Origin of the sequence: Mucilaginibacter sp. 22184, assembly GCF_052045695.1 — a bacterium.
GTDB lineage: Bacteria > Bacteroidota > Bacteroidia > Sphingobacteriales > Sphingobacteriaceae > Mucilaginibacter.
Genome location: NZ_JBQEPI010000007.1, coordinates 228,838 through 255,546, shown reverse-complemented (window position 1 = coordinate 255,546; position 26,709 = coordinate 228,838). Strand labels below are relative to the sequence as shown.

Annotated in this window: 29 protein-coding genes and 1 tRNA gene; 19 read left to right on the top strand and 11 right to left on the bottom strand. The window is 42.6% G+C overall.

The window, feature by feature from the left end; all coding sequences use genetic code 11:
• Positions 1 to 9: 9 nt before the first annotated feature.
• Complete coding sequence (locus ACTJKG_RS17100; protein ID WP_440739898.1) at positions 10 to 960, bottom strand: lysylphosphatidylglycerol synthase transmembrane domain-containing protein; 951 nt, start codon at positions 958 to 960, stop codon at positions 10 to 12.
• 306 nt (positions 961 to 1,266) lie between these two features.
• Here ACTJKG_RS17100 and ACTJKG_RS17095 point away from each other — a divergent pair, with 306 nt between their 5' ends.
• The 7 genes from ACTJKG_RS17095 (at position 1,267) to ACTJKG_RS17065 (ending at position 7,921) form a co-directional block, all read left to right on the top strand.
• Positions 1,267 to 2,136: a carbon-nitrogen hydrolase gene (locus ACTJKG_RS17095; protein WP_440739897.1), complete on the top strand. Its 870-nt coding sequence runs from the start codon at positions 1,267 to 1,269 to the stop codon at positions 2,134 to 2,136.
• A gap of 122 nt (positions 2,137 to 2,258) precedes the next feature.
• Positions 2,259 to 3,317 (top strand): agmatine deiminase family protein, encoded by a 1,059-nt coding sequence (locus tag ACTJKG_RS17090; RefSeq protein ID WP_440739896.1) that lies wholly within the window; start codon positions 2,259 to 2,261, stop codon positions 3,315 to 3,317.
• 462 nt (positions 3,318 to 3,779) lie between these two features.
• Positions 3,780 to 4,181 carry a LiaF transmembrane domain-containing protein gene (locus tag ACTJKG_RS17085; RefSeq protein WP_172337018.1) on the top strand — a complete coding sequence of 134 codons (402 nt, stop codon included), beginning with the start codon at positions 3,780 to 3,782 and terminating at the stop codon, positions 4,179 to 4,181.
• A gap of 489 nt (positions 4,182 to 4,670) precedes the next feature.
• Positions 4,671 to 5,522, top strand: a complete 852-nt coding sequence (locus ACTJKG_RS17080; protein WP_440739895.1) for a LiaF transmembrane domain-containing protein — start codon at positions 4,671 to 4,673, stop codon at positions 5,520 to 5,522.
• 112 nt (positions 5,523 to 5,634) lie between these two features.
• Positions 5,635 to 5,970 carry a DUF4288 domain-containing protein gene (locus ACTJKG_RS17075; RefSeq protein WP_440739894.1) on the top strand — a complete coding sequence of 112 codons (336 nt, stop codon included), beginning with the start codon at positions 5,635 to 5,637 and terminating at the stop codon, positions 5,968 to 5,970.
• Positions 5,971 to 6,143: 173 nt separating this feature from the next.
• Complete coding sequence (locus ACTJKG_RS17070; protein WP_253952283.1) at positions 6,144 to 7,178, top strand: sensor histidine kinase; 1,035 nt, start codon at positions 6,144 to 6,146, stop codon at positions 7,176 to 7,178.
• Positions 7,175 to 7,921, top strand: a complete 747-nt coding sequence (locus ACTJKG_RS17065) for a LytR/AlgR family response regulator transcription factor (protein ID WP_172337015.1) — start codon at positions 7,175 to 7,177, stop codon at positions 7,919 to 7,921. Before ACTJKG_RS17070 ends, ACTJKG_RS17065 begins: the two co-directional genes overlap by 4 nt.
• A 407-nt stretch (positions 7,922 to 8,328) precedes the next feature.
• On the opposite strand, the gene ACTJKG_RS17060 is transcribed toward ACTJKG_RS17065, so the two are convergent.
• Positions 8,329 to 9,219, bottom strand: coding sequence for a flavin reductase family protein (locus ACTJKG_RS17060; protein WP_172337014.1), 891 nt, complete (start codon positions 9,217 to 9,219; stop codon positions 8,329 to 8,331).
• Positions 9,220 to 9,230: 11 nt separating this feature from the next.
• Positions 9,231 to 10,226, bottom strand: coding sequence for a fumarylacetoacetate hydrolase family protein (locus ACTJKG_RS17055; RefSeq protein ID WP_172337013.1), 996 nt, complete (start codon positions 10,224 to 10,226; stop codon positions 9,231 to 9,233).
• Between the two features lie 360 nt (positions 10,227 to 10,586).
• Here ACTJKG_RS17055 and ACTJKG_RS17050 point away from each other — a divergent pair, with 360 nt between their 5' ends.
• Both ACTJKG_RS17050 and hppD read left to right on the top strand, forming a co-directional pair.
• On the top strand, positions 10,587 to 11,744 hold the full coding sequence (locus ACTJKG_RS17050) for a homogentisate 1,2-dioxygenase (RefSeq protein WP_172337012.1): 1,158 nt from the start codon (positions 10,587 to 10,589) through the stop codon (positions 11,742 to 11,744).
• Positions 11,745 to 11,854: 110 nt separating this feature from the next.
• Positions 11,855 to 12,979: a 4-hydroxyphenylpyruvate dioxygenase gene (gene hppD, locus ACTJKG_RS17045; protein WP_440739893.1), complete on the top strand. Its 1,125-nt coding sequence runs from the start codon at positions 11,855 to 11,857 to the stop codon at positions 12,977 to 12,979.
• A 182-nt stretch (positions 12,980 to 13,161) separates the two neighbouring features.
• Here hppD and ACTJKG_RS17040 read toward each other — a convergent pair.
• Positions 13,162 to 13,234 (bottom strand) — tRNA-Phe (locus tag ACTJKG_RS17040).
• 222 nt (positions 13,235 to 13,456) lie between these two features.
• On the opposite strand from ACTJKG_RS17040, the gene ACTJKG_RS17035 reads away from it, so the two are divergent.
• The 3 genes from ACTJKG_RS17035 to ACTJKG_RS17025 are packed head-to-tail and all read left to right on the top strand — an operon-like array spanning position 13,457 to position 16,034.
• Positions 13,457 to 14,758, top strand: coding sequence for a 4Fe-4S dicluster domain-containing protein (locus ACTJKG_RS17035; protein WP_440739892.1), 1,302 nt, complete (start codon positions 13,457 to 13,459; stop codon positions 14,756 to 14,758).
• Between the two features lie 27 nt (positions 14,759 to 14,785).
• Positions 14,786 to 15,226: a DUF2750 domain-containing protein gene (locus tag ACTJKG_RS17030; RefSeq protein ID WP_440739891.1), complete on the top strand. Its 441-nt coding sequence runs from the start codon at positions 14,786 to 14,788 to the stop codon at positions 15,224 to 15,226.
• Between the two features lie 19 nt (positions 15,227 to 15,245).
• Complete coding sequence (locus ACTJKG_RS17025; RefSeq protein WP_172337008.1) at positions 15,246 to 16,034, top strand: (Fe-S)-binding protein; 789 nt, start codon at positions 15,246 to 15,248, stop codon at positions 16,032 to 16,034.
• Here the strand turns inward: ACTJKG_RS17025 and ACTJKG_RS17020 are convergent.
• Positions 16,029 to 16,511 carry a hypothetical protein gene (locus ACTJKG_RS17020; RefSeq protein ID WP_440739890.1) on the bottom strand — a complete coding sequence of 161 codons (483 nt, stop codon included), beginning with the start codon at positions 16,509 to 16,511 and terminating at the stop codon, positions 16,029 to 16,031. The two genes, ACTJKG_RS17025 and ACTJKG_RS17020, sit on opposite strands and share 6 nt — an antisense overlap.
• Before the next feature lie 45 nt (positions 16,512 to 16,556).
• Here ACTJKG_RS17020 and ACTJKG_RS17015 point away from each other — a divergent pair, with 45 nt between their 5' ends.
• Positions 16,557 to 17,039: an ABC transporter ATPase gene (locus tag ACTJKG_RS17015; protein WP_440739889.1), complete on the top strand. Its 483-nt coding sequence runs from the start codon at positions 16,557 to 16,559 to the stop codon at positions 17,037 to 17,039.
• A gap of 41 nt (positions 17,040 to 17,080) precedes the next feature.
• The gene (locus ACTJKG_RS17010; RefSeq protein ID WP_440739888.1) at positions 17,081 to 17,683 is read left to right on the top strand and encodes a YdeI/OmpD-associated family protein; all 603 of its coding nucleotides are present in this window, start codon (positions 17,081 to 17,083) and stop codon (positions 17,681 to 17,683) included.
• A 213-nt stretch (positions 17,684 to 17,896) separates the two neighbouring features.
• Here ACTJKG_RS17010 and mtgA read toward each other — a convergent pair whose 3' ends face one another.
• The 4 genes from mtgA to rpsF all read right to left on the bottom strand — a co-directional run bounded on the left by mtgA (position 17,897) and on the right by rpsF (position 19,860).
• Complete coding sequence (gene mtgA, locus ACTJKG_RS17005; protein WP_172337135.1) at positions 17,897 to 18,577, bottom strand: monofunctional biosynthetic peptidoglycan transglycosylase; 681 nt, start codon at positions 18,575 to 18,577, stop codon at positions 17,897 to 17,899.
• Positions 18,578 to 18,771: 194 nt separating this feature from the next.
• Positions 18,772 to 19,215: a 50S ribosomal protein L9 gene (gene rplI, locus ACTJKG_RS17000; RefSeq protein ID WP_172337004.1), complete on the bottom strand. Its 444-nt coding sequence runs from the start codon at positions 19,213 to 19,215 to the stop codon at positions 18,772 to 18,774.
• Positions 19,216 to 19,231: 16 nt separating this feature from the next.
• Positions 19,232 to 19,495: a 30S ribosomal protein S18 gene (gene rpsR / locus ACTJKG_RS16995; protein ID WP_022833472.1), complete on the bottom strand. Its 264-nt coding sequence runs from the start codon at positions 19,493 to 19,495 to the stop codon at positions 19,232 to 19,234.
• The gene (gene rpsF, locus ACTJKG_RS16990) at positions 19,495 to 19,860 is read right to left on the bottom strand and encodes a 30S ribosomal protein S6 (protein WP_172337003.1); all 366 of its coding nucleotides are present in this window, start codon (positions 19,858 to 19,860) and stop codon (positions 19,495 to 19,497) included. The genes rpsR and rpsF overlap by 1 nt, the downstream gene beginning before the upstream one ends.
• A 152-nt stretch (positions 19,861 to 20,012) precedes the next feature.
• On the opposite strand from rpsF, the gene ACTJKG_RS16985 reads away from it, so the two are divergent.
• From ACTJKG_RS16985 to ACTJKG_RS16975, 3 genes are all read left to right on the top strand, one after another.
• A complete protein-coding gene (locus ACTJKG_RS16985) occupies positions 20,013 to 20,633 on the top strand; it encodes a hypothetical protein (protein WP_440739887.1) in 621 nt (206 codons plus the stop codon).
• A gap of 69 nt (positions 20,634 to 20,702) precedes the next feature.
• Complete coding sequence (locus tag ACTJKG_RS16980) at positions 20,703 to 20,930, top strand: hypothetical protein (protein WP_172337001.1); 228 nt, start codon at positions 20,703 to 20,705, stop codon at positions 20,928 to 20,930.
• Between the two features lie 74 nt (positions 20,931 to 21,004).
• Positions 21,005 to 22,816, top strand: coding sequence for a DNA polymerase III subunit gamma/tau (locus tag ACTJKG_RS16975; protein WP_172337000.1), 1,812 nt, complete (start codon positions 21,005 to 21,007; stop codon positions 22,814 to 22,816).
• A gap of 66 nt (positions 22,817 to 22,882) precedes the next feature.
• Here the strand turns inward: ACTJKG_RS16975 and ACTJKG_RS16970 are convergent, their stop codons facing one another.
• Positions 22,883 to 23,347, bottom strand: coding sequence for a hypothetical protein (locus tag ACTJKG_RS16970; protein WP_172336999.1), 465 nt, complete (start codon positions 23,345 to 23,347; stop codon positions 22,883 to 22,885).
• A gap of 57 nt (positions 23,348 to 23,404) precedes the next feature.
• A complete protein-coding gene (locus ACTJKG_RS16965) occupies positions 23,405 to 24,112 on the bottom strand; it encodes a hypothetical protein (protein ID WP_172336998.1) in 708 nt (235 codons plus the stop codon).
• Positions 24,113 to 24,326: 214 nt separating this feature from the next.
• Here ACTJKG_RS16965 and ACTJKG_RS16960 point away from each other — a divergent pair, with 214 nt between their 5' ends.
• Together ACTJKG_RS16960 and ACTJKG_RS16955 are read left to right on the top strand one after the other, a co-directional pair.
• Entirely contained in the window at positions 24,327 to 25,556 is a 1,230-nt protein-coding gene (locus ACTJKG_RS16960; protein ID WP_440739886.1) for an NADP-dependent isocitrate dehydrogenase, read from the top strand.
• 137 nt (positions 25,557 to 25,693) lie between these two features.
• The gene (locus tag ACTJKG_RS16955; protein WP_440739885.1) at positions 25,694 to 26,674 is read left to right on the top strand and encodes a type I phosphomannose isomerase catalytic subunit; all 981 of its coding nucleotides are present in this window, start codon (positions 25,694 to 25,696) and stop codon (positions 26,672 to 26,674) included.
• Positions 26,675 to 26,709 lie beyond the last annotated feature (35 nt).

Genomic DNA, 26,709 nt, shown 5'->3' with positions numbered 1-26,709 from the left:
TTATTTTCGCTACTCGCCGCCCGGATCCGTGGCAGTTTCGGTCACCTCTTCGTCATACTTTTTCAGACCTTTGTCTAACCGGCTTGGGCGGATCACGTAGTACAACCCAAACAGGGCCACCAAAAGCGATATGAGATAAAATGACGATGGCAGGAAAACCGAGAGTCCTTTATCCATCGGGAAATAATCGGATAGTTTGGTAAATATGGCTTCCCGTGCACCCGCGCCACCAGCTGTAATAGGAATGATTGATGCCAGCGCCGAAATCAGGAACGATAATAGGTACGGCGAGAATTTACCATCAAAATCCTGTCCGAACATCACACAGATAATAGCCAGCAGCTGAAATCCTTGTAATACCAGGGCTTTTAGATGCGCCTCGAAAAAGTACTTGGTGTACTCCCTGAAAAACATGTAGGCCACAAAATAATAAACCGCCGAGCCCCCCAGGAATATACTCACCGGGAGAGCCTTATGAATATCAATCTGCGGGATCATGAATATCAGGGCTACGGTGATCAGGCCGATGGCCCAAAGTCCGCTGAGCCTATCGAACATAATGGCCCAGAACAGTTTTTTGCCGGGAACTTTATGCGCTTTATTCAAAATGAAGATCTTGTAACCATCGCCACCGATGCCGCCGGGCAGCAACACATTATAAAACAGACCCAGGAAATACAAACGCAGGTTATACTTAGGGTTCAGCTGCAAACCTATCGACCGAAAAAAGCTGAGCAAGCGCCATGACGATACCACCATCGAGCAGAAATAACAAACAACCGCAGCGCCCATCCACCAGTAATTGGCGTGCAGCAAACGGTATTTTACCAATTGAATAGGCACCTTGCTAAATACCCAAATAAGCAGGGCTGTGGTAACAGCTATTTTTAATACAGTTTTAGTAACATTCCACAGTTGCTGCTTAAATGTTTTTGGCGCTGGTATTTCGTCTTCTGTCATTGGCTGCAAAGCTAATTATTTTTTGGTATCAAGTAGCGAAGTTAGTATCAAGTAGCTAGTATCAAGACTTTTCTTTATTCAGAATATCAAGTATCAAGACTTGAACCGTTTTTGTTTTTGAATGTTTTACAAAATATTTTTTAATCGCGCCAGCGTAAGTGTCTTGATACTTGATACTAGCTACTTGATACTAACTCCAGTACTCACCACTCACTACTCCCTATTTTACATTTAAGTCACAATACTTGATACTTGATACTCGATACTTTAAACAGCAATTGTTATTTTTGCGCAAATTTTAGGAGTATGAGTAACGTAAAAGTTGGCCTGGTACAGATGAGCTGCACTGCTGATAAACAGCAGAACCTGCAAAAGGCTATTGTTAAAGTAAGGGAAGCCGCTGCAAAAGGCGCGCAAATAGTTTGTTTACAGGAACTTTTCACCTCGCTTTATTTTTGCGATGTGGAAGATTACGACAACTTTAAGCTGGCCGAAAGCATCCCTGGCCCATCAACCGACGAGCTGCAAAAAGTAGCCGCCGAGCTGAATGTGGTGATTATTGCCTCGCTGTTTGAGAAACGCGCGCAGGGTGTTTATCACAATACCACAGCCGTGCTTGATGCCGATGGCAGCTACTTAGGCAAATACCGTAAAATGCATATTCCTGACGATCCGGGTTTTTACGAAAAATTTTACTTTACCCCCGGCGATCTGGGTTATAAAGTATTTAAAACCAAATATGGCAAAGTGGGTGTGCTCATTTGCTGGGATCAATGGTATCCCGAAGCTGCCCGCATTACCGCATTGATGGGCGCCGATATTTTATTCTATCCAACCGCTATTGGCTGGGCCACTACGCAGGACGAGGCTACCAACGTGGAGCAATACAATGCCTGGCAAACCATACAGCGCTCGCACGCGGTAGCCAACGGCATACACGTAGTAAGCGTAAACCGTGTAGGCGAAGAAGCCGGCGTAAAATTCTGGGGCGGATCGTTCTTTGCCAATCCGTTTGGCGCTATCATCCACCAAACCTCGCATGACCAGGAAGAAGTAGTGGTACAGGAGCTGGATTTTGATAAATCTGATTACTACCGCAGTCACTGGCCTTTTTTACGAGACAGAAGGATTGACTCATATCAACCTATAACCAAACGCCTGCTTGACGAAGACTAACCCCCCACGCGTCATTGCAAGGTACGAAGCAATCCCCGATTTGCAGAGCCGCTCTGTATAACATAGAGATTGCTTCGTTCCTCGCAATGACGTGGTGGTATATATTTTGCTTTTAACCCAATATGAGCCAAAACATTTCAACTATACAGACACCCGCATCGCAAGGTTTTCACTTCCCTGCTGAATGGGCTAAGCATACCGCCACCTGGTTAAGCTGGCCGCACAAGGAAGCTTCCTGGCCGGGTAAGCTGGATACCATTTATCCATCGTACATCGAGTTTATCAAGATCCTCACCCGTAATGAGCTTGTGCGCATCAACGTGGTTGACGAGGTAATGAAAGCCGCCGTAGTTTTTCAACTGCAGCATGCCGGTGTGGATATGAGCCGGGTGGAGCTTTTTGCTTTTGGCACAAACGACGCCTGGTGCCGCGACCACGGACCAGCATTTGTCATCAATCCCGAAACTAAACAAAAAGCCATTGTTGATTGGGGTTATAATGCCTGGGGTGGCAAATATCCGCCCTTTGATCTGGACGATGTAATTCCGACCAAGATCGGTAATCACTTTGGGTTACCAGTATTTAACCCTGGTATTGTGATGGAAGGAGGATCGGTTGATTTTAATGGCAAAGGCACTATCCTTACCACTACGGCCTGCCTGCTCAACAAAAACCGTAACCCGCTGCTGAGTCAGGATCAGATAGAAACTTACCTGCGCAACTACTACGGCGCCGAGCAGATTTTGTGGCTGGGCGATGGCATTGTTGGCGACGATACCGATGGTCATATTGATGATATTACCCGATTTGTGAACGAGGACACCGTAGTTACCGTGGTAGAAGAAGACAAAAACGACGAGAACTATCACTTGCTGCAGGAAAACCTCGAGAGCCTGAAAACAATGCGCCTGCTTAACGGCAAACAGCTTAACATTGTGGAGCTACCTATGCCCGAAGCCGTGATTTACGAGGATACTCGCCTGCCGGCATCATATGCCAACTTTTATATTGCCAACTCAGCGGTTATTGTACCAACTTACCGCTCGGTAAATGACGATAAGGCTTGCGATATTTTACAGCAATGCTTCCCTGATCACGAGGTGATCGGCATCGATTCAACCGATATTATCTGGGGGCTGGGTAGTTTCCATTGCCTTAGCCAGCAGGAACCAGAGGTTTAAGGCCAGCGGTTTCTACTTACCCGTCTGCGCTTCGCTGGACACCCACCCCTCTCTTCGCCTGCGGCGGAAAGAGGGGGCTTTATAAAACAGTTTGTCATGCTGAACGAAGTGAAGCATCTATTCTGCGCTCGGCATGTTCAATAACAGATCCTTCGTTCCTCAGGATGACAAAAGAATTTTCACCAGACTAATCCCCTCTTTCCGCCGCAGGCGAAGAGAGGGTGGCCAAGCGCAGCGATGGCCGGGTGAGCCGATACCACCCATTTTGTCATCCAAATAACACGCTGCCTTTTCTTGGTTCTTGATTCTTATATCTTGCCTCCCCCTTCTCAATTCACCCCTTCTTCATTCACCGGATAAACCCATACTTTTACCGATATTCCCCTCCCATCTCACCTATATTACGTTGCCCAGCTTTATATACCGCCGTACCTTTAGGGTATAATATTAATACTTAAAGCGATGAACAACGATATAGAAACTACCATTACCCCCAATAATAGCAAAACTGCTGCAGGGGTAATTTTACTGATCATTGGCGGTATACTATTGATCAGAGAATTTGACTTTGTACTTTTCCCCGACTGGCTGTTTAGCTGGCCCATGTGGATAGTAGCCTGGGGTTTATATATGGGTGCCAAATACAATTTCCGTAAAACATCATGGATCCTGATTACCCTGGTGGGTGTGGCCTTTTTGCTTAACGAAAACATACCCGATTCCGACCGCATTATCTGGCCGGTAGGCATTATGGCATTTGGCGCCTGGGTAGCCTTTAAACCCCGCAAACATAAAGAGGAATTTCATTTCGAAAAGCCCAAAGACACTTTGCATTTCGATAAAACAACCGAACCAGAAGTTTAATTTAATAGTTAATAGTTTTGTAGTCAATTCATGAGGGAGTACCGGTTTGCGGACTCCCTTTTGTTGTGGGGTTTAGTATCAGGTAGCTAGTATCAAGTATCATGACACTTGCACTTGCTCGCAAACACAGATATTGGAATACCGAAAAAGTGTGGGGCCTGTGCGATTCCCCTCTTGAGAGGGGTGGAGGGGTGTGTTTTTCGGCTTTAAGAACACACCCCTCCTACTACACAATCCCACGCGCCCCCTCTCAAGAGGGGAGCTTGCCCAACAACACATAATTTTCCCAACATCCATGATCGCTAACGAGCCCAAATTCCCCCTTAAAAGTCTTGATACTTGATACTAGCTACCTGATACTAATCGCCCGCCAACTTTTTCACCGACAAAACATCCACCTCTACCGATTTCTTTAAATATATCGCCAGTTTTTGTTTGGCACATGTATTATGTTACCTTAGTTTTGGATACGATTTAATTTGCACACAAATGAACAACGATATAGAACATACAACCAACCCCAATAAAGGAAAAGCGATGGCTGGGGTTATACTACTTGCCGTAGGAGGGGTGCTGCTCCTAAGGCAATTTGCCGATTTTTTAATTCCCGATTGGATATTCAGCTGGCCTATGTGGATTATAGCATGCGGCCTTTATTTTGGAGCTAAACATAACTTCAGGAAAGCATCCTGGAGTATCATGATCATTTTAGGCATCATCTTTTTGTTAAATGACAACATTGGCAATGCCGACCGCATAGTATGGCCCATAGCCATCATCGGTTTTGGCATATGGCTTATTTTAAGGCGTGGCAGGCATAATGAGTGGGAACGAAACATCAAAGATGGCAAATGGAGTAAACAAGACGGCAAATGGAGTAAACAACCCGCCAATTTTGATTTTGGTAAAAATGACCCCGAAGCAGCCGATTACGCCATAAAAGATGGCGATGATGTACCACCCAAAGATCCTAACACTCCGCCGTTTGGCTACCATAACGGCGACGATTACCTGGACGCTGTTTCTATTTTTGGTGGGGTTAACAAAACCATCCTATCCAAAAACTTTAAGGGCGGCGAAATAGTGAACATTTTTGGCGGTGCCGAACTTGACTTTACCCAGGCCGACATCAACGGCAGGGTTTATATAGATATTACCCAGGTATTTGGTGGCACCAAGATCATTGTGCCATCCAACTGGCAGGTGGTATCAGACCTGGCAGCCGTTTTTGCCGGGGTCGACGATAAACGCATCCGCAGCACCGCATCGCCCAATAACGATAAAATACTAGTACTTAAAGGAACCTCCATTTTTGCCGGGGTTGATATACGCAGCTATTGATGATTTAGTATCAAGTAGTTAGTATCAAGTATCACGACAAAATCTGAGTTTTGATACCAAAAATCTTGATACTTGATACTAACTACTTGATACTTCTAAAAAAACAAACATAATGAACTGGTACGTAGCAAAATTAGTTTTCAGGGTGATCAGCGGCAATGGCGATCACCAGGCACAGTTTGATGAACAGTTACGCCTCATCAATGCCGATAACGAACTGAGCGCCTTTGAAAAAGCAAACAAAATTGGTCATGCCAATCAGGATAGTTTTAAAAACATCGAAAAACAAACCGTTAAATGGCAGTTTATTGATGTGGCCGAATTAAACCAGATAGGCGAACTTACCGATGGCGCCGAACTGTACTATAATATACATGAAACACCCGATGCCGACCTGTACATTGCCTGGGCACACCACAAATCGGCCTTATTAGGTGTGAGAAACTAAGCAAAAGAATCAAGAAAGTAAGAGTCAGGAATCAAGAAAAACACATTGAAAATATGGTTAAAAGAATCGAAGCAGGAATACAAAGCACACATTTTATATGGGTTTTGTCCACGTTTTCCGGTCTTGATTCTTGTCTCTTGATTCTTGATTCTCCATTTAAAAAAATATAAGTTTTGGCAATACCGTCTATCTCAGCTTCAAAATTATACGGCGCATTTATCGTTTGCGGGCTGGTTTGGGGTGGCCTGCAAACTTATATTATACATAGCTTTGGCTTTTATTGGTTCACGGCCTCGGCCGACGGGTTCCTGAGCGCCATATTGCTTTCGGGGGCCTGCTGGCTCATCAACAACAACCTGCGTTACTATCAGCCTGGTAAGGGCAGTTACATTAACCTGTTTATCTGGTGTGTGGCATTGGCCGGTATCTGTACCGTGGGCTGCCGCTACCTGCTGCCGCTCATCAATACCGATAAGGTGTTTGTGAATTTTGTACAGCAATCCTTAACCATTCGCTTTTTTACCAACTTCCTGGCTATCGGCTGGATGGCCATGATCAGCTTGCTTTGGTATTCGCAGCTGGACCAGAAAGAAACCATGAAACGCAAAACCGAGGCCGAACAACTGGCCCGTGATGCCGAATTGTATAATCTGCGGCAGCAATTGCAGCCTCACTTTTTGTTCAATAGCTTAAACTCCATCAACGCGCTTATCGGTTTTAAACCCGATGAGGCCCGCAAGATGATACACCAACTATCTGATTTTTTACGGGGTACGCTTAAAAAGGACGATCAGCAACAGGTTCCCCTGAGCGAAGAACTGGCACACCTGAACCTGTACCTTGAGATTGAAAAGGTACGTTTTGGGCACCGACTGCAAACCGAAATAAGCTGCGATGATAAATGCGGCACCGCCGTGATGCCCTCCATGCTGCTGCAACCCCTGGTAGAGAATGCCATAAAATTTGGCTTATATGATACCGTTGGCGAAGTAACCGTAAGCATCCGCAGCGAAATGGAGGATAATTATTTGGTACTGATGGTGCAAAACCCGTACGATCCACAAACCTCGCGCCCGCAAAAAGGCACCGGTTTTGGTTTACGCGGGGTACAACGCCGGCTTTATTTGCTTTTTGCCCGTAACGATTTGATGGAAACTCATGGAAATGATAATATATTTACAACCATTATAAAAATACCACAGTTATGAGGCGAGCCTTAATTATTGATGATGAACCTTTAGCACGAATGGTTGTAAAGGAATATCTGCAAAACTTTAGTGAAATTGAACTGATACAGGAATGCGGCGATGGCTTTGAAGGATTAAAAGCCATACAGCAGCATCAGCCCGATCTGATCTTCCTGGATGTGCAGATGCCTAAAATAAATGGCTTTGAAATGCTGGAATTGGTAGAGCAGCAGCCCGCTGTAATATTCACTACCGCTTTTGACGAGTACGCCATTAAAGCTTTTGAGGCCCACGCCGTAGATTACCTGTTGAAACCCTTTAATAAAGACCGTTTTAACAAGGCCGTCGAAAAATTCCTGGCAACGGCGCCCGAAAAGCAAGTACCCAAGCAAACCGAAGAACTGCTTGAAACCGCCGCTTCGCAATCGCCAGGACAAAACGAGCGCATTGTGGTAAAAACAGGCACCAAAGTAAAAATTATCCCGGTTGCCGATGTAGAATATCTGCAAGCCGATGACGACTATGTAAGCGTATTTACCAAAGAAGGATCGTACCTGAAAAACAAAACGATGAACTTTTTTGAAAAAACGCTGGATGCCCGCCAGTTTGTGCGCGTACACCGCTCCTACATCATTGCTATACAACAGATCACCCGTATAGATCCATATGAAAAAGACGCTCACCTGGCCATCCTCAAGTCGGGCGCCAAAATACCCGTAAGCAAAACCGGCTACGTAAAGCTGAAACAAGTGCTGGGCATATAAAACAGTATTGAAAAGAATATTGTAGAGACGCATTACATGCGTCTCTTTTTTTGTGTCTCGTCTCCCACAACTTGATTTTAACGCATTTTATATTCCCTCCAATTTTTCGTATATTTATATCAATCAACAGCCCGGCTTCCTTTTATCAGGAAGCCGGGCTGTTTTGTTAAAACCCAAACAAGACCCCAAAACCGACCGTTTGGTATGTTTTATTTGACCATCAATAAATTAATACTTTTTAAAGTTTTAAAAACGCATCAAAACCGCCTTAAAATTTGTTAAAAAGTGTTAAAATCGACATTTTTTGAATGTTTTTGGATCAGTTTTATGCCGTTTTTGGCAAGAAAAGTGTTAAAATTTAAGTTTTAAAAAGTTTTAGGAGCTGGGAAATGTTAAAATCCGGAATTTTAATCGATCAGCAGCACCATCAGGGCCTCTTCTACCCTGTCCTCGTCCAGGAGTTGTTTGGCTTTCAGATGTAGCTGAAGTTCGCGGGTTTGGCTGTCGCCTATAGTGGCGTCTAATAGTTCTTTGATAGCGGGGTCTTGTTTGTATAGTTCAATGGCATCATCGGCGGGCAGGGTCTCCAGGTTACCCAGTTGCCCCAGGTTGTTGCCGGTAAGTACCCGAGAGTTGCGTATGGCATGCGGTAGGCTATCCACACCTATACCTATTTTAGCATTGGGCTTGGCTACCTTAAACAGGTTATCCTCGGTAACGCGGCAATACCAGTCGCCGCCCAAGCGAGCTACCAGGTCCATTTTAGCCTGGTCGATTTTACCTTCGGCATCCAAAACATGGTCTTTGATATGGATGATCTTGATCTCGGCCAGGATCAGGTTGCCGGCACCCGGAGTATCGCCAAGCGAAATCACCTGGTTCACTACACATTCCAGTTGCACCGGGGCCTCAGCTACGCGGGGTGGTTTAACCAGTTCAGATGCTACAGGGGTTAGCCCCGATTTGATGAATTCGTTTACCCCTTTTGGGTACATAACGCTGGAGAGGGAAACCTGCTGTACCATCTCGTAATCAACAATATTGATCACACATTCCTGAACCTCTAAAATGTTTTGCAGCGTATGTTTGGTAATATTATCCCGCACACTACGCGATGGTGAAAATATACAAACCGGCGGATTGGTACTGAATACGTTAAAAAAACTAAAGGGACTCAGGTTAATATTACCATCCTTATCCACCGTACTGGCTAAACAGATCGGGCGCGGCGCTACGGCATGGTTCAAATAATTTTGCAATTGAAAAATGGAAAGCTCGCTTACTTTGAGTGATAGCATCGGAATTTAACTTATTTCTTTAATGCCAATATCGAAAAATCACTGTTAGCTTTTTTAATGATATTGCCCAGCATCCCCAATCCGGTGATTTCCATTTCAACAAGGTCGCCAGGTTGCAGCCATTGCGGTTTATAATTGGCATCATTGAGCAGGCCGGTTCCGTTCAATTCCAGAAAACAACCTGTACCCACGGTACCTGAGCCTATCACATCGCCGGGCAGCACATCGCAGCCGTAGGCGCAGCGCTCAATGATCTCGGCAAAAGTCCAGTCCATATCGGCCATATTACCTGCCGATACCTGTTTACCGTTTACAGCACAGGTCATTTGCAGGTTGTAACTATTACCGATATGACCAGGTCTGGGCGCTGTTTTATAAGGCTCTAATTCATCGGGCGTTACCAGCCAGGGACCAATCACAGTCGAAAAATCTTTGCCTTTTGCCGGGCCAAGGTTGAGCAGCATTTCTTCCATTTGCAGGGTACGGGCACTCATATCGTTCATGATCATGTAGCCGGCAATAAAGCTATCGGCATCGGCGGCTTTAATATTTCGGCCTTTTTTGTTGAGCACTACGGCTACTTCCAGCTCAAAATCGAGCTTGTTGAAATGGTCGGGCATACATTCAATTTCACCTGGGCCTTGTATGGCATTGTGGTTGGTAAAATAAAATATAGGGTATTGGTCAAATTCGGGTATCATATCCACCTTGCGGTTGCGGCGCGCGGCGGCCACATGCTGCCTGAAAGCATAACCATCGCGGCATGACGTTGGATGAGGCACAGGAGCTATCAGCTCAAAAAACAACTCCTCCTTAGCCTCCATTTTTCCCGAACTAATGGCCTCATGAACGCGCCTGGCATGATCCATCAGTTCATCGCCGCCCCATAAAAACTCGTTCATATTATCGGGGATCAGCTTATCGCAAGAGTTCAGGTTATAAATGTGCTTGTTTATAAAAATACCTAAATGCTCGCGGTCTTCGGTTTTATAGGATACTAATTTCATAAATGGCAGAATTGGTTGAGCCAAAACTAAACATTTTACCGCATGCGTGGTTAAAATATTATGCTTGCATATTAAAAATATTACTTCTAATTTCGTATTAATCATGTTAAGCGTACAAAAACATTTTCTGTTTTCACTGGGCCTCACCAGCATGAGCGATGCCTCATCGTTCAGGGATGCTATGCTTGCCAAAATAGTGCTGGCTCAATACTAATTAGATTTTGGGATAAAGAGACTTTGGGAGTAAGGACAAGTAAGGCTTGTGCCTAATTTCGTACAATCCAATAGTCCCCAAATCCTTATTCCTCCAAAAACTATCCTGATATTTTAAACGTTTTATTGTTAACCAATTAAAACATCATGCCTTTATATCATACATTAGGAGCTATCCCGCATAAGCGGCATACGCAGTTCCGCAAACCCGATGGTTCGTTATATGCCGAAGAACTGGTATCAACAGAAGGTTTTTCGAGCCTTTACTCGCTGGTATATCACGCCTACCCGCCTACTATTGTAAAAACCTTGGGCGAACCATACAGCGTTGAGCCCAAAATAGCGCGCGAAAAGCATCTGAAACACACCAGTCTGATTGGTTTTAATGTAAAGCCTGAGGATGATTATCTGCAAAGCCGTAAACCAGTGCTGGTCAACAGCGATCTGCATATTTCACTGGCTGCACCGCGTAAATCAATGACGGATTATTTCTATAAAAATAGCCAGGCCGATGAAGTAGTTTTTATACATGAAGGCTCTGGCACCCTCAAAACAGGCTTCGGTAATATCAAATTTGTTTATGGCGACTACCTTGTTATCCCCCGTGGTACCATTTATCAGCTGGAATTTGATACGCCCGATAACCGGCTGTTCATTGTAGAAAGCTTTAGTCCGATAAGGCCACCTAAACGTTACCGCAACCAATACGGACAGTTGATGGAGCATTCGCCGTATTGCGAGCGCGATATCAAACGCCCGGCTGATCTGAAAACGCATGATGAAAAAGGCGACTTTAAAATTCTGATCAAAAAACAGGGCTTAATCTATCCATACATCTATGGCACCCACCCATTTGATTTTATTGGCTGGGATGGTTTTCATTATCCATGGGCCCTGTCCATACATGATTTTGAACCGATAACCGGTCGCCTGCACCAACCACCACCGGTACATCAGACATTTGAGGGCAACAATTTTGTGATATGCTCTTTTGTGCCCCGCAAGTTTGATTATCACCCACTTTCTATCCCTGCTCCTTACAACCACAGCAATGTAGATAGCGATGAGGTTTTATACTATGTGGATGGCGATTTTATGAGCCGTAAAAGCGTGGTAAAAGGACAGATCACCCTGCACCCTGGAGGTATCCCACACGGACCTCACCCGGGTTCGGTCGAAAAATCGATCGGTAAGGAATCAACAGATGAATTGGCGGTAATGATAGATCCCTTCCGTCCGCTGATGCTGACCGAAGACGCTATAAAAATAGAAGACGAAAATTATTACAAGAGCTGGCAAATGTGAGCTAAAAGCCCAAAGCAATTACTAATTCAATAATTAAAATGTGAGGTCGAAAGAAGAAGGCTCCAAGCAATCACTAATTCACTAACTCACTAATTCAATAATTAAAAACCATGCAAACACAAACTTTAGATAAAACACCAGGCACTACAGATTTTTTACCGCTTAACGGTACCGATCATGTGGAGTTTTATGTGGGTAATGCCAAACAGGCGGCCCATTATTATAAAACAGCCTTCGGCTTTCAAAACCTGGCCTACTCCGGACCCGAAACTGGGGTGCGCGACAGGGCATCATACGTATTACAACAAGGCAAGATCAGGATAGTGCTCACCACCCCTCTGCACTCCAATCACCCTATTGCCGAGCATATTAAAAAACATGGAGATGGTGTAAAAGTACTGGCCCTTTGGGTTGACGACGCTTATGACGCCTTTGAACAAACCACCAAACGCGGCGCCGTGCCCTATCAGCAGCCGCAAACCTTTAAAGATGAACATGGCGAAGTGCGCACCAGCGGTATCATGCTGTATGGCGAAACTGTGCATATGTTCATTGAGCGTAAAAACTATAATGGCTTGTTTTTGCCAGGTTATCAAAAATTGGAGAACAACTATAATCCACCTACTGCGGGCCTTTTATATATCGACCATTGCGTAGGTAACGTGGGCTGGCATAAAATGAACGACTGGGTGAATTTTTATGAAGATGTGATGGGTTTTCGGAACATTTTAACCTTCGACGATAAAATGATTAGCACCGAATATTCTGCCCTCATGAGCAAGGTGATGAGCAATGGCAACGGCTTCGTCAAATTCCCGATCAATGAGCCTGCCGAGGGCAAAAAGAAATCGCAGATTGAGGAATACCTCGAATTTTATGAAGGTGAAGGCGTACAGCACCTTGCCCTGGCAACCGATAATATTGTAGCCACTGTAACCGACCTGCAAAGCCGCGGTGTAGAATTCCTGACCGTGCCTACTACCTACTATGATGAATTAACAGATCGTGTTGGTCATATCGATGAAGACCTGGAACCATTGAAAAAACTGGGTATCCTTGTCGATCGTGATGATGAAGGCTACCTGCTGCAAATATTCACTAAACCTATCGAAGACAGGCCCACCCTGTTCTTTGAGATCATACAGCGTAAAGGAGCCAAATCATTCGGTGCGGGCAATTTCAAAGCTTTGTTTGAGGCCATTGAACGCGAGCAGGAAATAAGAGGAAATCTTTAATAAAGGGAATACCCTATCTAAATATATTCTATTAACTATTAGCGAAGTTTTAATTTTAGGCCGGGCAAATTGCCCGGCTTTTTTTCTTAACCCTATTGGAATCGTCCTCAATGAGGGCCTTAAAAAGATGACAAAAATAAAAGCCTCGATTCCAGTGTGGAATCGAGGCTTTTATTTTTAAGTGGTACCAACTGGGATCGAACCAGTGACACAAGGATTTTCAGTCCTTTGCTCTACCATCTGAGCTATGGTACCATTCCTCCATTTGGGGAGTGCAAATGTAGCTTTTTTTTTATGTTTGAAAAGTTTTTTTTGAAAAAAGTTTAAAAATATTTGCTAGAAAGCCTGTGTTGATTTTTAAAACTAAACAATTAAACAGTTAATCAGTTACTTAGCTTTAAAGATATTTTTCAATCCTAAAACATTTTTCTCTTTCAACAATTCAATTAACTTTGAATAAAATACTATGCACGCATAATGATTGCACAAGCTATATTTATTATCATCTTAGGAGCCGCCATTTACCTGTTTGCTAAAAACGCAGCCAAAATAAGGCGCAATATATTGCTGGGAAAGGATACTGACCGATCTGACAGGCCTGCCGAACGCTGGAAAGTAATGGCAAAAATAGCTCTTGGGCAAACCAAAATGGTAAAACGCCCGGTGGCTGCCGTGATGCATTTTTTTATCTATATCGGTTTTGTGATCATTAACCTGGAAGTATTGGAGATCATGATAGATGGGGTATTCGGTTCGCATAGAATATTTTCACACCCATTAGGCAGTTTGTATGGGTTTTTAATCGGGAGCTTTGAGGTGTTAGCAGTATTGGTATTTACTGCGTGTGTTGTTTTCCTTTGCAGGCGTAATATTGTTCATTTAAAGCGCTTCACAGGCACCGAAATGACCAAGTGGCCCCGGTCTGACGCCAATTATATCCTCATTACAGAAATCTTGTTAATGAGCGCCTTTTTAACGATGAACGCGGCCGATTACAAATTACAGATATTACATTTTAGTCGTTATGTTACAGCTGGCAGTTTTCCGGTAAGTTCGCTAATAGCTCCGTTATTGCCTGACAATGCCAGCGCCCTGATTATTGTAGAGCGTGTATGTTGGTGGTTTCATATTATAGGGATATTGGCATTTTTGAATTATTTACCCTATTCCAAGCATTTCCATATCCTGCTTGCTTTCCCCAATACTTATTACTCTAACCTGAACAACAAAGGCAAGTTTACCAATATGGCATCGGTTACCAACGAGGTAAAGGCTATGCTTGACCCATCTTTTGTTCCGGAGAATACAGGTGAGCCGGCACGTTTCGGTGCTAAAGATGTTACCGATCTGAGCTGGAAAAACCTGATGGAGGCTTATACTTGCACAGAATGTGGCAGGTGTACTTCGGTATGCCCGGCTAATATCACGGGCAAGCTTTTATCACCCCGAAAAATTATGATGGATACCCGCGACAGAATTACCGAAGTAGGTAATAACCTGGATAAGCATGGGAAAGACCACGATGACGGTAAAGCTTTATTAGATAACTACATTACCCGTGAAGAGCTTTGGGCTTGTACTACCTGTAATGCCTGTGCCGAAGCCTGCCCGGTGAATATTAATCCGTTAGAGATTATTACCGAAATGCGCCGTTATATTGTAATGGAGGAATCGCAGGCGCCTGCCAGCCTTAACAATATGTTTGGCAACGTTGAAAATAATGGCGCCCCCTGGAAATACAGCCAGGCCGACCGCTTTAATTGGGCCGAAAATAATTAAGCCAGCGGCTTTATAATACCTGATCATATGTTACAAGATATTGCAACCATCGAATCAAAATATAAGCTGTTTATCGAAAAAACCGCGGCATCAAAATCGGTGTGGGCGCTAAAGAGCAAAAATGGCTGGGCCAACTCTCATTCTAATGACAGCGAAGATGTAGATGTAATTCCATTCTGGTCAGACAGAGCTTATGCCAAGGCATGTGCCCGGGATGATTGGAAGGGCTATTTACCGGTCGAAATTCCTTTAGCAGAATTTTTAGAAAGCTGGTGCATCGAGATGGCTGATAACGAAGTTTTAGCCGGCATTAACTGGGATGCTAACATGTTTGGAAAAGAAAGTACTGCTTTAGATTTGGCAGTTGATGTTTTGGAACAATTGAATGCCATTAACTCGGCAATTAGCTTTAAAAATTATAGTAGTATAAACGAATTTATAACAGAGATCAGTGAGTCACTTGATTAACTGAGGAAAATCATAAATAATGGATCAAAAAATACCTACCATGGCCGATATGGCCGCACAAGGACAAGAGCCCGAAATATTGTTTTGGGTTGGCTGTGCCGGTAGTTTTGACGAAAGAGCGCAGAAGATAACCCGTGATATTTGTAAAATACTCCAACACGTAGGGATTAAATATGCCGTTTTAGGTACCGAGGAAAGCTGCACCGGCGATCCGGCCAAGCGTGCCGGTAATGAATTTTTGTTCCAGATGCTGGCCATGACCAATATACAGGTACTTGATGGCTACAACATCAAAAAAATAGTAACCGGCTGCCCGCACTGTTTCAATACCATCAAAAATGAGTATCCAGGCTTAGGGGGCAATTACGAGGTGATCCACCATTCACAACTGATACAGCAATTGATCGATGAAGGAAAACTGCGGGCAGAAGGCGGTGAGAGTTTCAAAGGCAAACGCATCAGCTTTCATGATCCCTGCTATTTGGGTCGGGGTAATAATGTTTATGAGGCACCGCGCGCGGCCCTTGAAATTTTGGATACCGAACTGGTAGAGTTGAAACGCTGCAAATCAAATGGCTTATGCTGCGGTGCCGGTGGTGGTCAAATGTTCAAGGAACCCGAGCCCGGCAAAAAAGAGATCAATATGGAACGCATGACCGACATCCTGGAAGCGAAATCTCAGGTTGTGGCTGCAGCTTGCCCGTTTTGTATGACAATGCTCTCCGATGGTGTAAAACATCATGATAAGGAGCAAGAGATACAAGTATTGGATATTGCCGAGATAACTGCCCGGGCAAATGGCTTATAAAGCCTTTGCCTTAAAGTAGCTTAATGCGTTTTTTAAACTATCCAACCGGGCGGCATTCATGTTCCTGACGGGCAACTCCAGTACCGTCGACATAGAGTCTATATCGCCCTTTGGATCCTCATAGGTTTGTACAATAATGTCATCGGCATTGGTACTTAATTCCAGCGTACCGGCTTTATCATCACCCTGGTATTGTACCTGGTTTAAACGGTGTAAATTAAAGGAAAAATATTCCTGCCGGCCATGTTGATAAGTTTTTCTGAGGCGCAAAAAATAATCGTTGGTCAGGGTTAGTTCCCACTTTTTTAATTTAACATCGGGGGCAGGATTGTATGACTCTGTGAGGCATTTATTACTCCAGCTGAGCCATTCCTGGTCGTCTGTTTGTGGCCTGAAGCTATAATTTAGCCATCCGGCCAATAAAATGAGGGTAAATACTAAAATCTTTTTTGTTTGCGGCTGAAGTGATTTTTTCATGACAACAAAATGTAACCCGAAGTTAATAAATTGATATTTTTGTAAATGGAATTTTCTCAACACTCAAGAGTTTGGATATATCAATCTGATAGGAAATTAACTGATCCGGAAGTGGAACAGATACAGGAGGAATTGGATGACTTTACCACTGGTTGGACGGCCCACAATAACCAATTAAAAGCAGGTGCCGAGATCAGGTATAACCGCTTTTTGATTTTAATAGTTGATGAAAGCCAGGCAGGTGCCAGTGGATGTTCGATAGATAAATCGGTTCATTTTATGAAGCACCTGGAACAGCAGTATCACATCAACCTGTTCGACAGGTTCAATCTGGCATATCGCGAAGGTAGTGAAGTGCTTTCATTACCCCGTCATGCTTTTGAGGATCTTTTGAAACAAGGAAAGATAAATACCGAAACCATTGTTTACAATAACATGGTGCAAAATGTAAGTGAACTGGAAAGTAAATGGGAAGTGCCATTTAAAAATAGCTGGCATATACAATTGTTCAGGGACCTGATAAGTTAAAAGGCGCTTGTAAAAGTGAGGGTGTTTCTATAAATTTATTTATGGAACAGTATGATAACCGGGTAGATCTTTACATCGCAAAATCGGCCGATTTTGCAAAACCGATTTTGGAATACATCCGGGAGGTGGTTCATGAAGCATCCCCGCTGATTACCGAAACCATAAAGTGGGGAATGCCATTTTTTGATTGTAAAGGGCCGGTATGTCAAATGGCTGCCTTTAAACAGCATTGCGCCTTTGGTTTCTGGCGATGGTCGCTGATGAGTGGCGACGCAAACCATACGGGTGATGCCGCGGCAGGCAGTTTTGGACGTGTTACCACCATTGAAGATCTTCCGTCAAAGGAAATATTAGTTTCCTATGTATTGCAGGGCATCGAGCTAAATGAAAAAGGCATCAAAAAGGCTAATCCCAAAAAGAGCCCTGCCGAGAAAGCAGAATTGGTAATCCCTGATTATTTTATGGAGTTTTTGGCGGCCTATCCTAAGGCTGTGCAAGTGTTTCATGATTTTAGTTACTCCAACAAAAAGGAATACGTAGAATGGATCACGGAAGCCAAAACAGAAGCTACGCGCCAAAAAAGAATGGAAACCGCTGCCGAGTGGATGAGCGAAGGTAAATCAAGAAATTGGAAATATAAATAGGCTAAAAAGTGGGTTTACATGGTTTACACTTTTTACGGTTTACATTGATATATATTGTTGATATATAATAAGTTATATTTAATTTATTGTAAAAAAGCGGGTTTACATGTAAACCCACTCAGGGGCTTATGAATGGATCTTGAGGATGCTTGTATCTTAGAGGGCTGAACCTAAACTTACCAATTATTATTCCCCCTTTAGGGGGGTAGGGACTTAAAAATCCAGCGGGCCCAATCTGCGCATATTTTTCATGATGAGGTATTGCCGGTGCCTCAAATAACGGGTAGGATTGGTGGCCGACCACCTGAGGGGACTCGGGAATATCACCGCTATAGCAGCTGCTTCATGTTTGGTTAAATCGGCGGCTGATTTATGAAAATAAGCCTGCGAGGCTGCTTCGATGCCATAGATGCCATCACCCATTTCAATCTCATTGAGATAAACTTCCATGATGCGTTTTTTACTCCAGAAAGTTTCGATCAACACCGTGAAGTAAGCTTCAAATCCTTTACGTAGTAATGAACGGCCATCCCATAGAAAAACATTCTTGGCCACCTGTTGCGATATGGTGCTGCCACCAATGAGTTTTTTGCTGTGCGCGTTTTTTTCAATAGCCTTTTCAATGGCACGGAAATCAAAACCATGATGCTCCAGGAAAGTTTGATCTTCGGCGGCTACGGCTGCGCGTTTCATATTGTCGGATATATCGTCAAAATCCTTCCATTGTTTATCAATTTTCCAATCCTTACCAGCAGCCTTACGCTGAAAACCGCGCTCAATCATAAGCCAGGTAAAAGGTGGGTTTACAAAGCGGTATAAAAGCACACCCAATAAGCTTAATCCTATAAATAACAAAAAGGCAAGCTTAATAATTCTAAACAGAAGCCTGGCAATTCCATTGTTCCTGAGTTTTGAAAACCACGACTTTGATTTCGCGCTTTTTTTCGACGATGAGGCTGAGGTGCGTTTCACTATTGATAATAAATTCTATAAAACAGAGAGGGTGCTTTGCCTTGGCAAAACACCCTCTAAAATTCTACAATTAAGTTCAAAACCCGAAATAAAAACTCCGAATTCCGAAATATAAATTACTCTGCTACTACAGAGAAAGGTACTTGTACTTTTACTTCTTTGTGCAGGTTAATGTTAGCAACATAATCACCAACAAATTTTGGTTCCTGATCAAAGGTAATGCGACGACGGTCAACCTCAAAACCTTCTTTTTTCAATGCATCAGCAACTTGAATAGTGTTGATAGCACCGAAAATTTTACCGGTTTCACCAGCTTTAGCACCGATGGTCAGTTTTACACCTTCTAATTTGGCAGCTACAGCATCGGCATCCTTGCGGATTTTTTCTTGTTTAAACTGAGCTTGTTTCAAGTTTTCAGCTAAAACTTTACGGGCGCTTTCGGTAGCTAATATGGCATATCCTTTTGGTAAAAGATAGTTACGGCCATAACCTGGTTTTACATTTACGATATCGTCTTTGTCACCCAGGTTTTTTACATCTTGTTTTAAAATAACTTCCATTTCTTTAAATCTCCTATTATTTTAATGAGTCTGTAACATAAGGTAACAAACCGATATGACGGGCACGTTTAACAGCCTGAGCTACTTTACGCTGGAATTTTAATGAAGTACCAGTTAAACGACGTGGTAATACTTTACCCTGATCGTTAATGAACTTTAATAAAAAGTTTGCGTCTTTGTAGTCGATATACTTAATGCCATTCTTTTTGAAACGGCAGTATTTTTTACGGTTATCCTCCACTTTTGGAGCGGTAACGTATTTAATTTGTTCGTTAGCCATTAGTTTGCGTCCTCCACTTTAGCTGCTGGTTTTTTGTTGAAAGCACCGCTGCGTTTTTTGTCATTGTAAGCAATGGCATGTTTGTCCAAAGCAATGGTCAGGAAACGCAAAACACGCTCATCGCGCCTTAACTCAACCTCCAATTTATTAATTAATTCACCTGGAGCCTTAAATTCAGTTAAGTGATAGTACCCTGTAGTTTTTTTCTGGATAGGGTACGCTAATTTTCTCAAACCCCAATTATCCTCCTGGACAATTTCGGCTCCGCCATCAGTTAAGATCTTGCTAAATTTGGCATTAGCCTCTTTAGCAACCTCTTCTGATAACAACGGGGTTAGAACGATCACGATTTCGTACTGTTGCATTATTATACTTTGATTTTTAATTAATTACCCGCTATAACGGGGCTGCAAATGTAGAAAGATTATCTGTATTTATCAAATGTTTTTAGATATCGTAGTTAAATTGTTTAAGCATAAAATAAAGATCAAAATATATATTTGATGAAAAATTCAACATGAAAAAATACCTAAGCCTTATTATCACGGTTTTTATACTTGGTTGTGGCACTGCTAACGCCCAAACAGAACCAGGGCCGGCACAGCAAAAACTGCTTGATTCGATCTGTACTTGTATGTCTAAAATTGATATCTCAAAGATAAAAACGGCCAAAGAAGCAAACGATGTTTTTATGCAATGCTTTACGGCCCATGTGGATCTTTTGGCCGATGTGGCTAAGGAACAAAACGCGGAATTTACCGATGATGAGGCTATGAACCGGATAGGTACAGAAATAGGCAAAAATTTAATCAAACGCAATTGCTCGTCATTTGTAAAATTGGCGGTGATTATGGGACAAAAGGATGGGAATGAAGCCACGCCGGAGCAAACAACTACCGGAGCATTAAAACGAATAGATAACAAAGGGTTTAATTATATAGTTTTAACTGATAATACCGGCAATGAAAAATCTTTTATCTGGCTTCGTCAGTTTCCGGGGTCAGAAAACTTCATGAATGGAGTTGCTAAATACGCCGGAAAAAAAGCAAACATCAAGTGGCAGGAGATAGAGGTATATCTGCCACAGGCTAAAGGTTATTATAAAGTAAAAGAAATTTTAAGTATTGATATTTTATAAATAATGACCATTAAACTTAACTTATGAAGTTTATCTTTATAGCCGTAGTTAACATGTAAATCATTTTTTATGGAATTTATAGACCTTGAATATCAAGATGCAGCAATACCGGCCTATAACAACAACATGGTGATGGTAGTACCCGGTGAAGACGACGAGTTTGAAAGCGATTGGAACGATGAGGATGATGATTTGGATAATCAATTAGACGATCTGCATGAAATTCAGGTAGATGATGATCTGGGTGAACCCGATCCGGAGGATGATTACCCTCAGCCCGATGACGATGATGAATAAGCCGGAATAGTTTAATTACATAATCATTCCATCGGCACTTTAACTTCAGGCATTTTCTTGCTAACTTCGTAGCTGTGGATAATTTTATTGTTTCGGCCCGTAAATACCGCCCGGCTACTTTTGAAACTGTTGTTGGTCAGCAACATATAACCAACACGCTTAAAAACGCTATTAGAAATAATCAGCTGGCGCAGGCATTTTTATTCTGCGGGCCGCGTGGTGTGGGTAAAACTACCTGCGCGCGTATCCTGGCTAAAACTATCAACTGTACCAATTTACTCCCTAACGGCGAAGCTTGCGGCGAGTGTGCTTCATGCAAGGCATTTGAGAATGGCAACTCCTTTAACGTTCATGAGCTGGATGCCGCTTCAAACAACTCGGTTGATGATATCAGGAGCCTTATTGACCAGGTACGGATACCACCACAGGCCGCACGTTACAAAGTCTATATCATTGATGAGGTGCACATGTTGTCGCAGGCGGCTTTTAACGCCTTTCTGAAAACGCTCGAAGAACCGCCTCATTACGCCATATTTATACTGGCCACTACCGAGAAACATAAAATACTGCCTACTATACTTTCGCGCTGCCAGATATTTGATTTTAACCGTATCCGGGTAGAGGATATGGCTGCGCACCTGGCCTCTATTGCCGGTAAAGAAAATATCAGCTATGAACCCGATGGCTTACATATTATAGCGCAAAAAGCGGATGGCGGTTTACGTGACGCCTTGTCTATGTTTGATCAGATCGTTAGTTTTTCTGGTGGCAAGGTGACTTATCGTTCGGTAATTGACAACCTGAACATACTTGATTACGATTACTATTTCAACATCACCGATAGCCTGTTACAGGAAGATACAGGCAAAGCGCTGTTGTTTTTTGACGAGATATTATCACGGGGCTTTGATGGAGCTCACTTTATAGCCGGTCTGTGCGAGCATTTCCGGAATTTGCTGGTGACTAAAGATCAATCAACTTTAAAGTTACTTGAGGTAAGCGAGGGTATCAAAAACAAATACCTGCAGCAATCGCAAAGTAGTCCGGTATCGTTCCTGCTTTCGGCTATGAATATTGCCAACCAATGCGATATCAATTATAAGCTGAGTAAAAATCAAAGGCTCCAGGTTGAGCTCGCATTGCTTAAGATGTGCCACTTATCTTCGGCATTTAATATGGTAGCTTCGCCGCTTACAGCAACATCCGCCGCAGACGGGTCATTAAAAAAAAAACCTGATACCTCAGCAGTAACAACACCGGTACAAGCTAACAAAATAGTTAACGAATCGCCGGTATTGAGTGATACACCGCTATCTTATAATACCACAAAACCACAAACCGTTGAAAATAAACAGGTAGCAGAATTAAAAGAACAACCGTCTGCCGAGAAGCCAAAAATATTTATACCCTCGCCAAGCCTGGGTTCGTTATCCATAAAAATACCCTCGCTTACCGATACCGGCAAAACGCCTGAAGAAGAAGCCGATGAGGAAGACCCTTATTTGAAAGGTGATGACCGGGAGGATTTTACCATGGATAACTTTTTACAATGCTGGAGCGATTTTGCCGCCAAGATCAAAACCGATGGTAAAAAAAACCTGGTAACCATATTTATAGCCAATGCCCCGCGAATGCTTAAGCCTTATGAGTTTGAGATAGTAGTGGGTACCAAATTGCAGGAAAATTTATTTAAAGAAGAAAGGCCCGCTTTGCATAATTATCTGCGGGGCCGCTTAAAAAACTTTACCATTGAAGTAAATGCACGTGTAGATGAACAAGAGGTGGTAAGAAAACCATATACAGCGATAGAAAAATTTCAGTACCTGGCTGCCCGTAATCCGCAGCTCGTGGACCTCCGCAACCGCTTTAATCTTGATTTTGATTAGGAGATTAGTGAGTTGTGAGTGAAGAATAGTAAGAAAACTCACAACTCATCACTCACAGCCCAAAACTTATTTTAAAAATTCCGAATCATTTTTAGGATAACCTTCTTCATCCAGATCGTCACGGTCATCTTCCGGAGTGTGTGCTAATGCAGAATCTGCAGGGTCTACCTCTACAATATCGCCCTCGTCAATGTGCATGCCAAGATCGTCAACATCTGTTTCCAATGATCTTTTTCCGGCATATTCGTCATCGGTATCGTCATAGGGGTTGGCCTCGTCATAAGTGGAATTCATATCGTTACCATTTTTAACCGAGGTTTTGTACGGGTCAGGATGATCATAATCCGGATCGTTGCTTTTTACATCATATTCAAAGCTATTATCATCAGGGTTGTAATTAAGGTTTTCCGTGTCGATGGTTTCGCCTAATTCATCCTTTAATGTTCTGTCCCGATCGGCGCTATTATCATTTAAAGCGTCATCGTCTTCATAATCATCATCAAATCCGGGGTTTATATTTTGATTGTTCATCGTTTTTTGCTTTGATTAAATATACCAAAAAACCTTGCCAAAATTCAAAAAGAGCAATTAATAATATATCTGTTTGCGGTACGATATAACACGGCCTATGGCCACTTTTATGCCCAGGCTTAACTGTGTAAACGCGTCTTTATAGCGGCCGGTCTTGTATCCGTCAAGGTTATCATCTAATACCTTGTTGTATTGATAACCCAGGTCTATTTTGATGCTGGGTTCATTGTACTGGTTAAACAACTTTATCTCGTAGCCCAGCCTTATGGGTATATAAGGTATCTGACTGTTATTATCACCCGGAGCTTGAACACCTGCCGGCAATGTGTTATCTCCTCCCCTTTTTACATGGTTCACCAGATACCCAATACCTGTTGAAATGTAAAGGCCTTTAAACGCATTGGCTACCTGACTCTGTGAATAATCTATCACCTCTCCGGCCTGCAGCTGCACCCTTAAGCCAAAGGCCCAGAAATGATTTTCAAATGTACGGCCATAGCCCAGACTGGGGTCACCGGCTTTAAGCTTACCAAATTGGCCTTCGACAACATAGTTCACAAATGGGCCATGGTTATATGTAAAATTAAACTGGGCAGATGGCGTGTATTTTAAAGCCTTGGTTACATCTGTACTGATAGGATAATTGAGACCGACCGCGGCGCCAACATCATATTGTGCATAGTCGTAACCTAATTGGGCTTTTGCTAAAAATGCGGCTGTACATAAAATAAACGTGAGGGCTGTTCTTAATATCAGTTTTGTCATAAATAGACATTAGGGGGCTATTAATTGGCAATCTGTTTTAATTACCAACGTTGAGTTTCATCAAAATAGTATCTGTGCCTGCAAACACAATAAACTTGCCATAATAAACAGTTAGTCAAAACTAAATCAATAAATTTCATTTGCTATTAATGGAAATGGTAAAGTCTATTTAATATATTTGAAGCCATTAAAATAAAAAACAACAACATCAGGTATGTCAAAAATTAAAGTAGAAAATCCGGTAGTTGAACTGGATGGAGATGAAATGACCCGAATTATCTGGAAATTTATCAAAGACAGGTTGATAATTCCTTATCTTGATCTTGATATCAAATATTATGATCTGGGTATCGAGTATCGTGATGAAACTAATGATCAGGTTACTGTTGATGCCGCAAATGCTATTCTAAAATATGGCGTAGGTATTAAATGTGCCACTATTACACCTGATGAAGCCCGTGTAGAAGAGTTTGGTTTAAAACAAATGTGGAAATCGCCAAACGGAACTATCCGTAACATTTTGGATGGTACCGTTTTCCGTGAACCCATTGTAATGTCCAACGTACCGCGCCTGGTTCCTAACTGGACCGCCCCTATATGTATTGGCCGTCATGCATTCGGCGATCAGTACCGTGCTACCGATTTTGTTACTAAAGGAAAAGGTAAACTAACCGTAACTTTTACTCCCGAAGATGGTGGTGCAGAGCAATCATACGAAGTGTATAATTTTAAGGGCGATGGTGTAGCCTTAACTATGTATAACACGGATGAATCTATCAAAGGATTTGCACACGCCTGCTTTAACCAGGCATTAATGAAAGGCTGGCCTTTATATTTATCAACCAAAAACACCATCCTGAAAAAATACGATGGTCGTTTTAAAGATATTTTTGAAGCGATTTATCAGCAGGATTACAAACAAAAATTTGCTGATGCCGGTATCACTTATGAGCACCGTTTAATTGATGATATGGTTGCATCTGCTTTAAAGTGGAACGGTAACTTTGTATGGGCTTGTAAAAACTATGACGGCGACGTACAATCAGATACCGTAGCGCAAGGTTTTGGTTCATTAGGTTTAATGACCTCTACCCTGGTTACACCAGATGGTACCGTTATGGAAGCCGAAGCTGCGCATGGTACAGTAACCCGTCACTACCGCGAGCACCAGGCTGGTAAACCAACTTCAACAAATCCTATCGCTTCTATCTTCGCATGGACAAGAGGTTTGGAATTCCGTGGTTTGTTGGATAACAACCAGGAATTGGTAAACTTCTGCAAAACTTTAGAGCAGGTTTGTATCGAAACTGTTGAAAGCGGCAAAATGACCAAGGATTTGGCCATCACCATTAAGCCAAAGGTTGAACATGGTACAGATTACCTTTACACCGAAGAATTTTTAGCTGCAATTGACGAAAACCTGAAAGTTAAATTAGGTAAATAAGCAATAGTTAAAACTATAGGAAAACCCGCTCTTTACTAGCGGGTTTTTTTGTGCCTATAAGTTTTTAGTAAAAAAAGCTGAATCGGTTTACCTGTTTCTTTTTTAACTACTAACTTAGCGATATAAAAACAAAACCGATGTCAGCATTATATCCGTTAAAATTTAAAACTATTTATAAAGACAAGATATGGGGTGGTCAAAAGATCAAAACCTATTTACATAAAGATTTTGGTTCGTTACCAAACTGTGGCGAAACCTGGGAAATATCGGGTGTAAAATCTGATGTATCTGTAGTTGCTGATGGTGCGCTCGCAGGTGAGTCGCTTGCCGATCTGCTGGAGAAATATCAGGGCGAATTGGTAGGTGAAAAAGTTTACGCGCATTTTGGTAATATATTCCCTTTGCTGGTAAAATTTATCGATGCCAATGAAGATCTGTCTATCCAGGTGCACCCGAATGATGAACTGGCCAAAAAGCGCCACAATTCATTTGGAAAAACCGAAATGTGGTATGTAATTGAAGCCGACCCGGGTTCAACACTGATAGCGGGTTTTAATCAGGAACTTACTGAGCAAATTTATCTTGATAAATTTAATAGCGGGCATCTTACCGATATTTTGAATAAAGAAGATGTTACAGCGGGCGATGTGTTCTTTTTACCGGCAGGCAGGGTACATACCATTGGTAAAGGTTTGCTAATCGCCGAAATTCAGCAAACATCTGATATCACTTACCGTATATATGATTTTGACCGGGTTGATGATAAAGGCAACAAGCGCGAACTGCATACTGAAGAAGCCCTGGCCGCTATCGACTATAAACATTACCCAGAGTATAAAACCAAATATCAGCCTAAAAAAGACGAAACGGTAAAACTGGTTACTTGCCCGTACTTTACAACCAACCTGCTTGATTTTACACATGGTACTTCTAAAGATTACTCAGCATTGGATTCATTTGTGATCCATGTGTGTGTGGAGGGGGATTATACTATCAAGTACAATGAAGAGGCATACACTGTAAAAATGGGTGAATGCATCCTGCTACCTAAAAACATTGACCAGGTTGAGCTGGAAACAACCGGTGGCTTTAAAATACTGGAAAGTTATATTGAATAGTATAGCAATGAGTACAGGTACCATATTAAAGTACC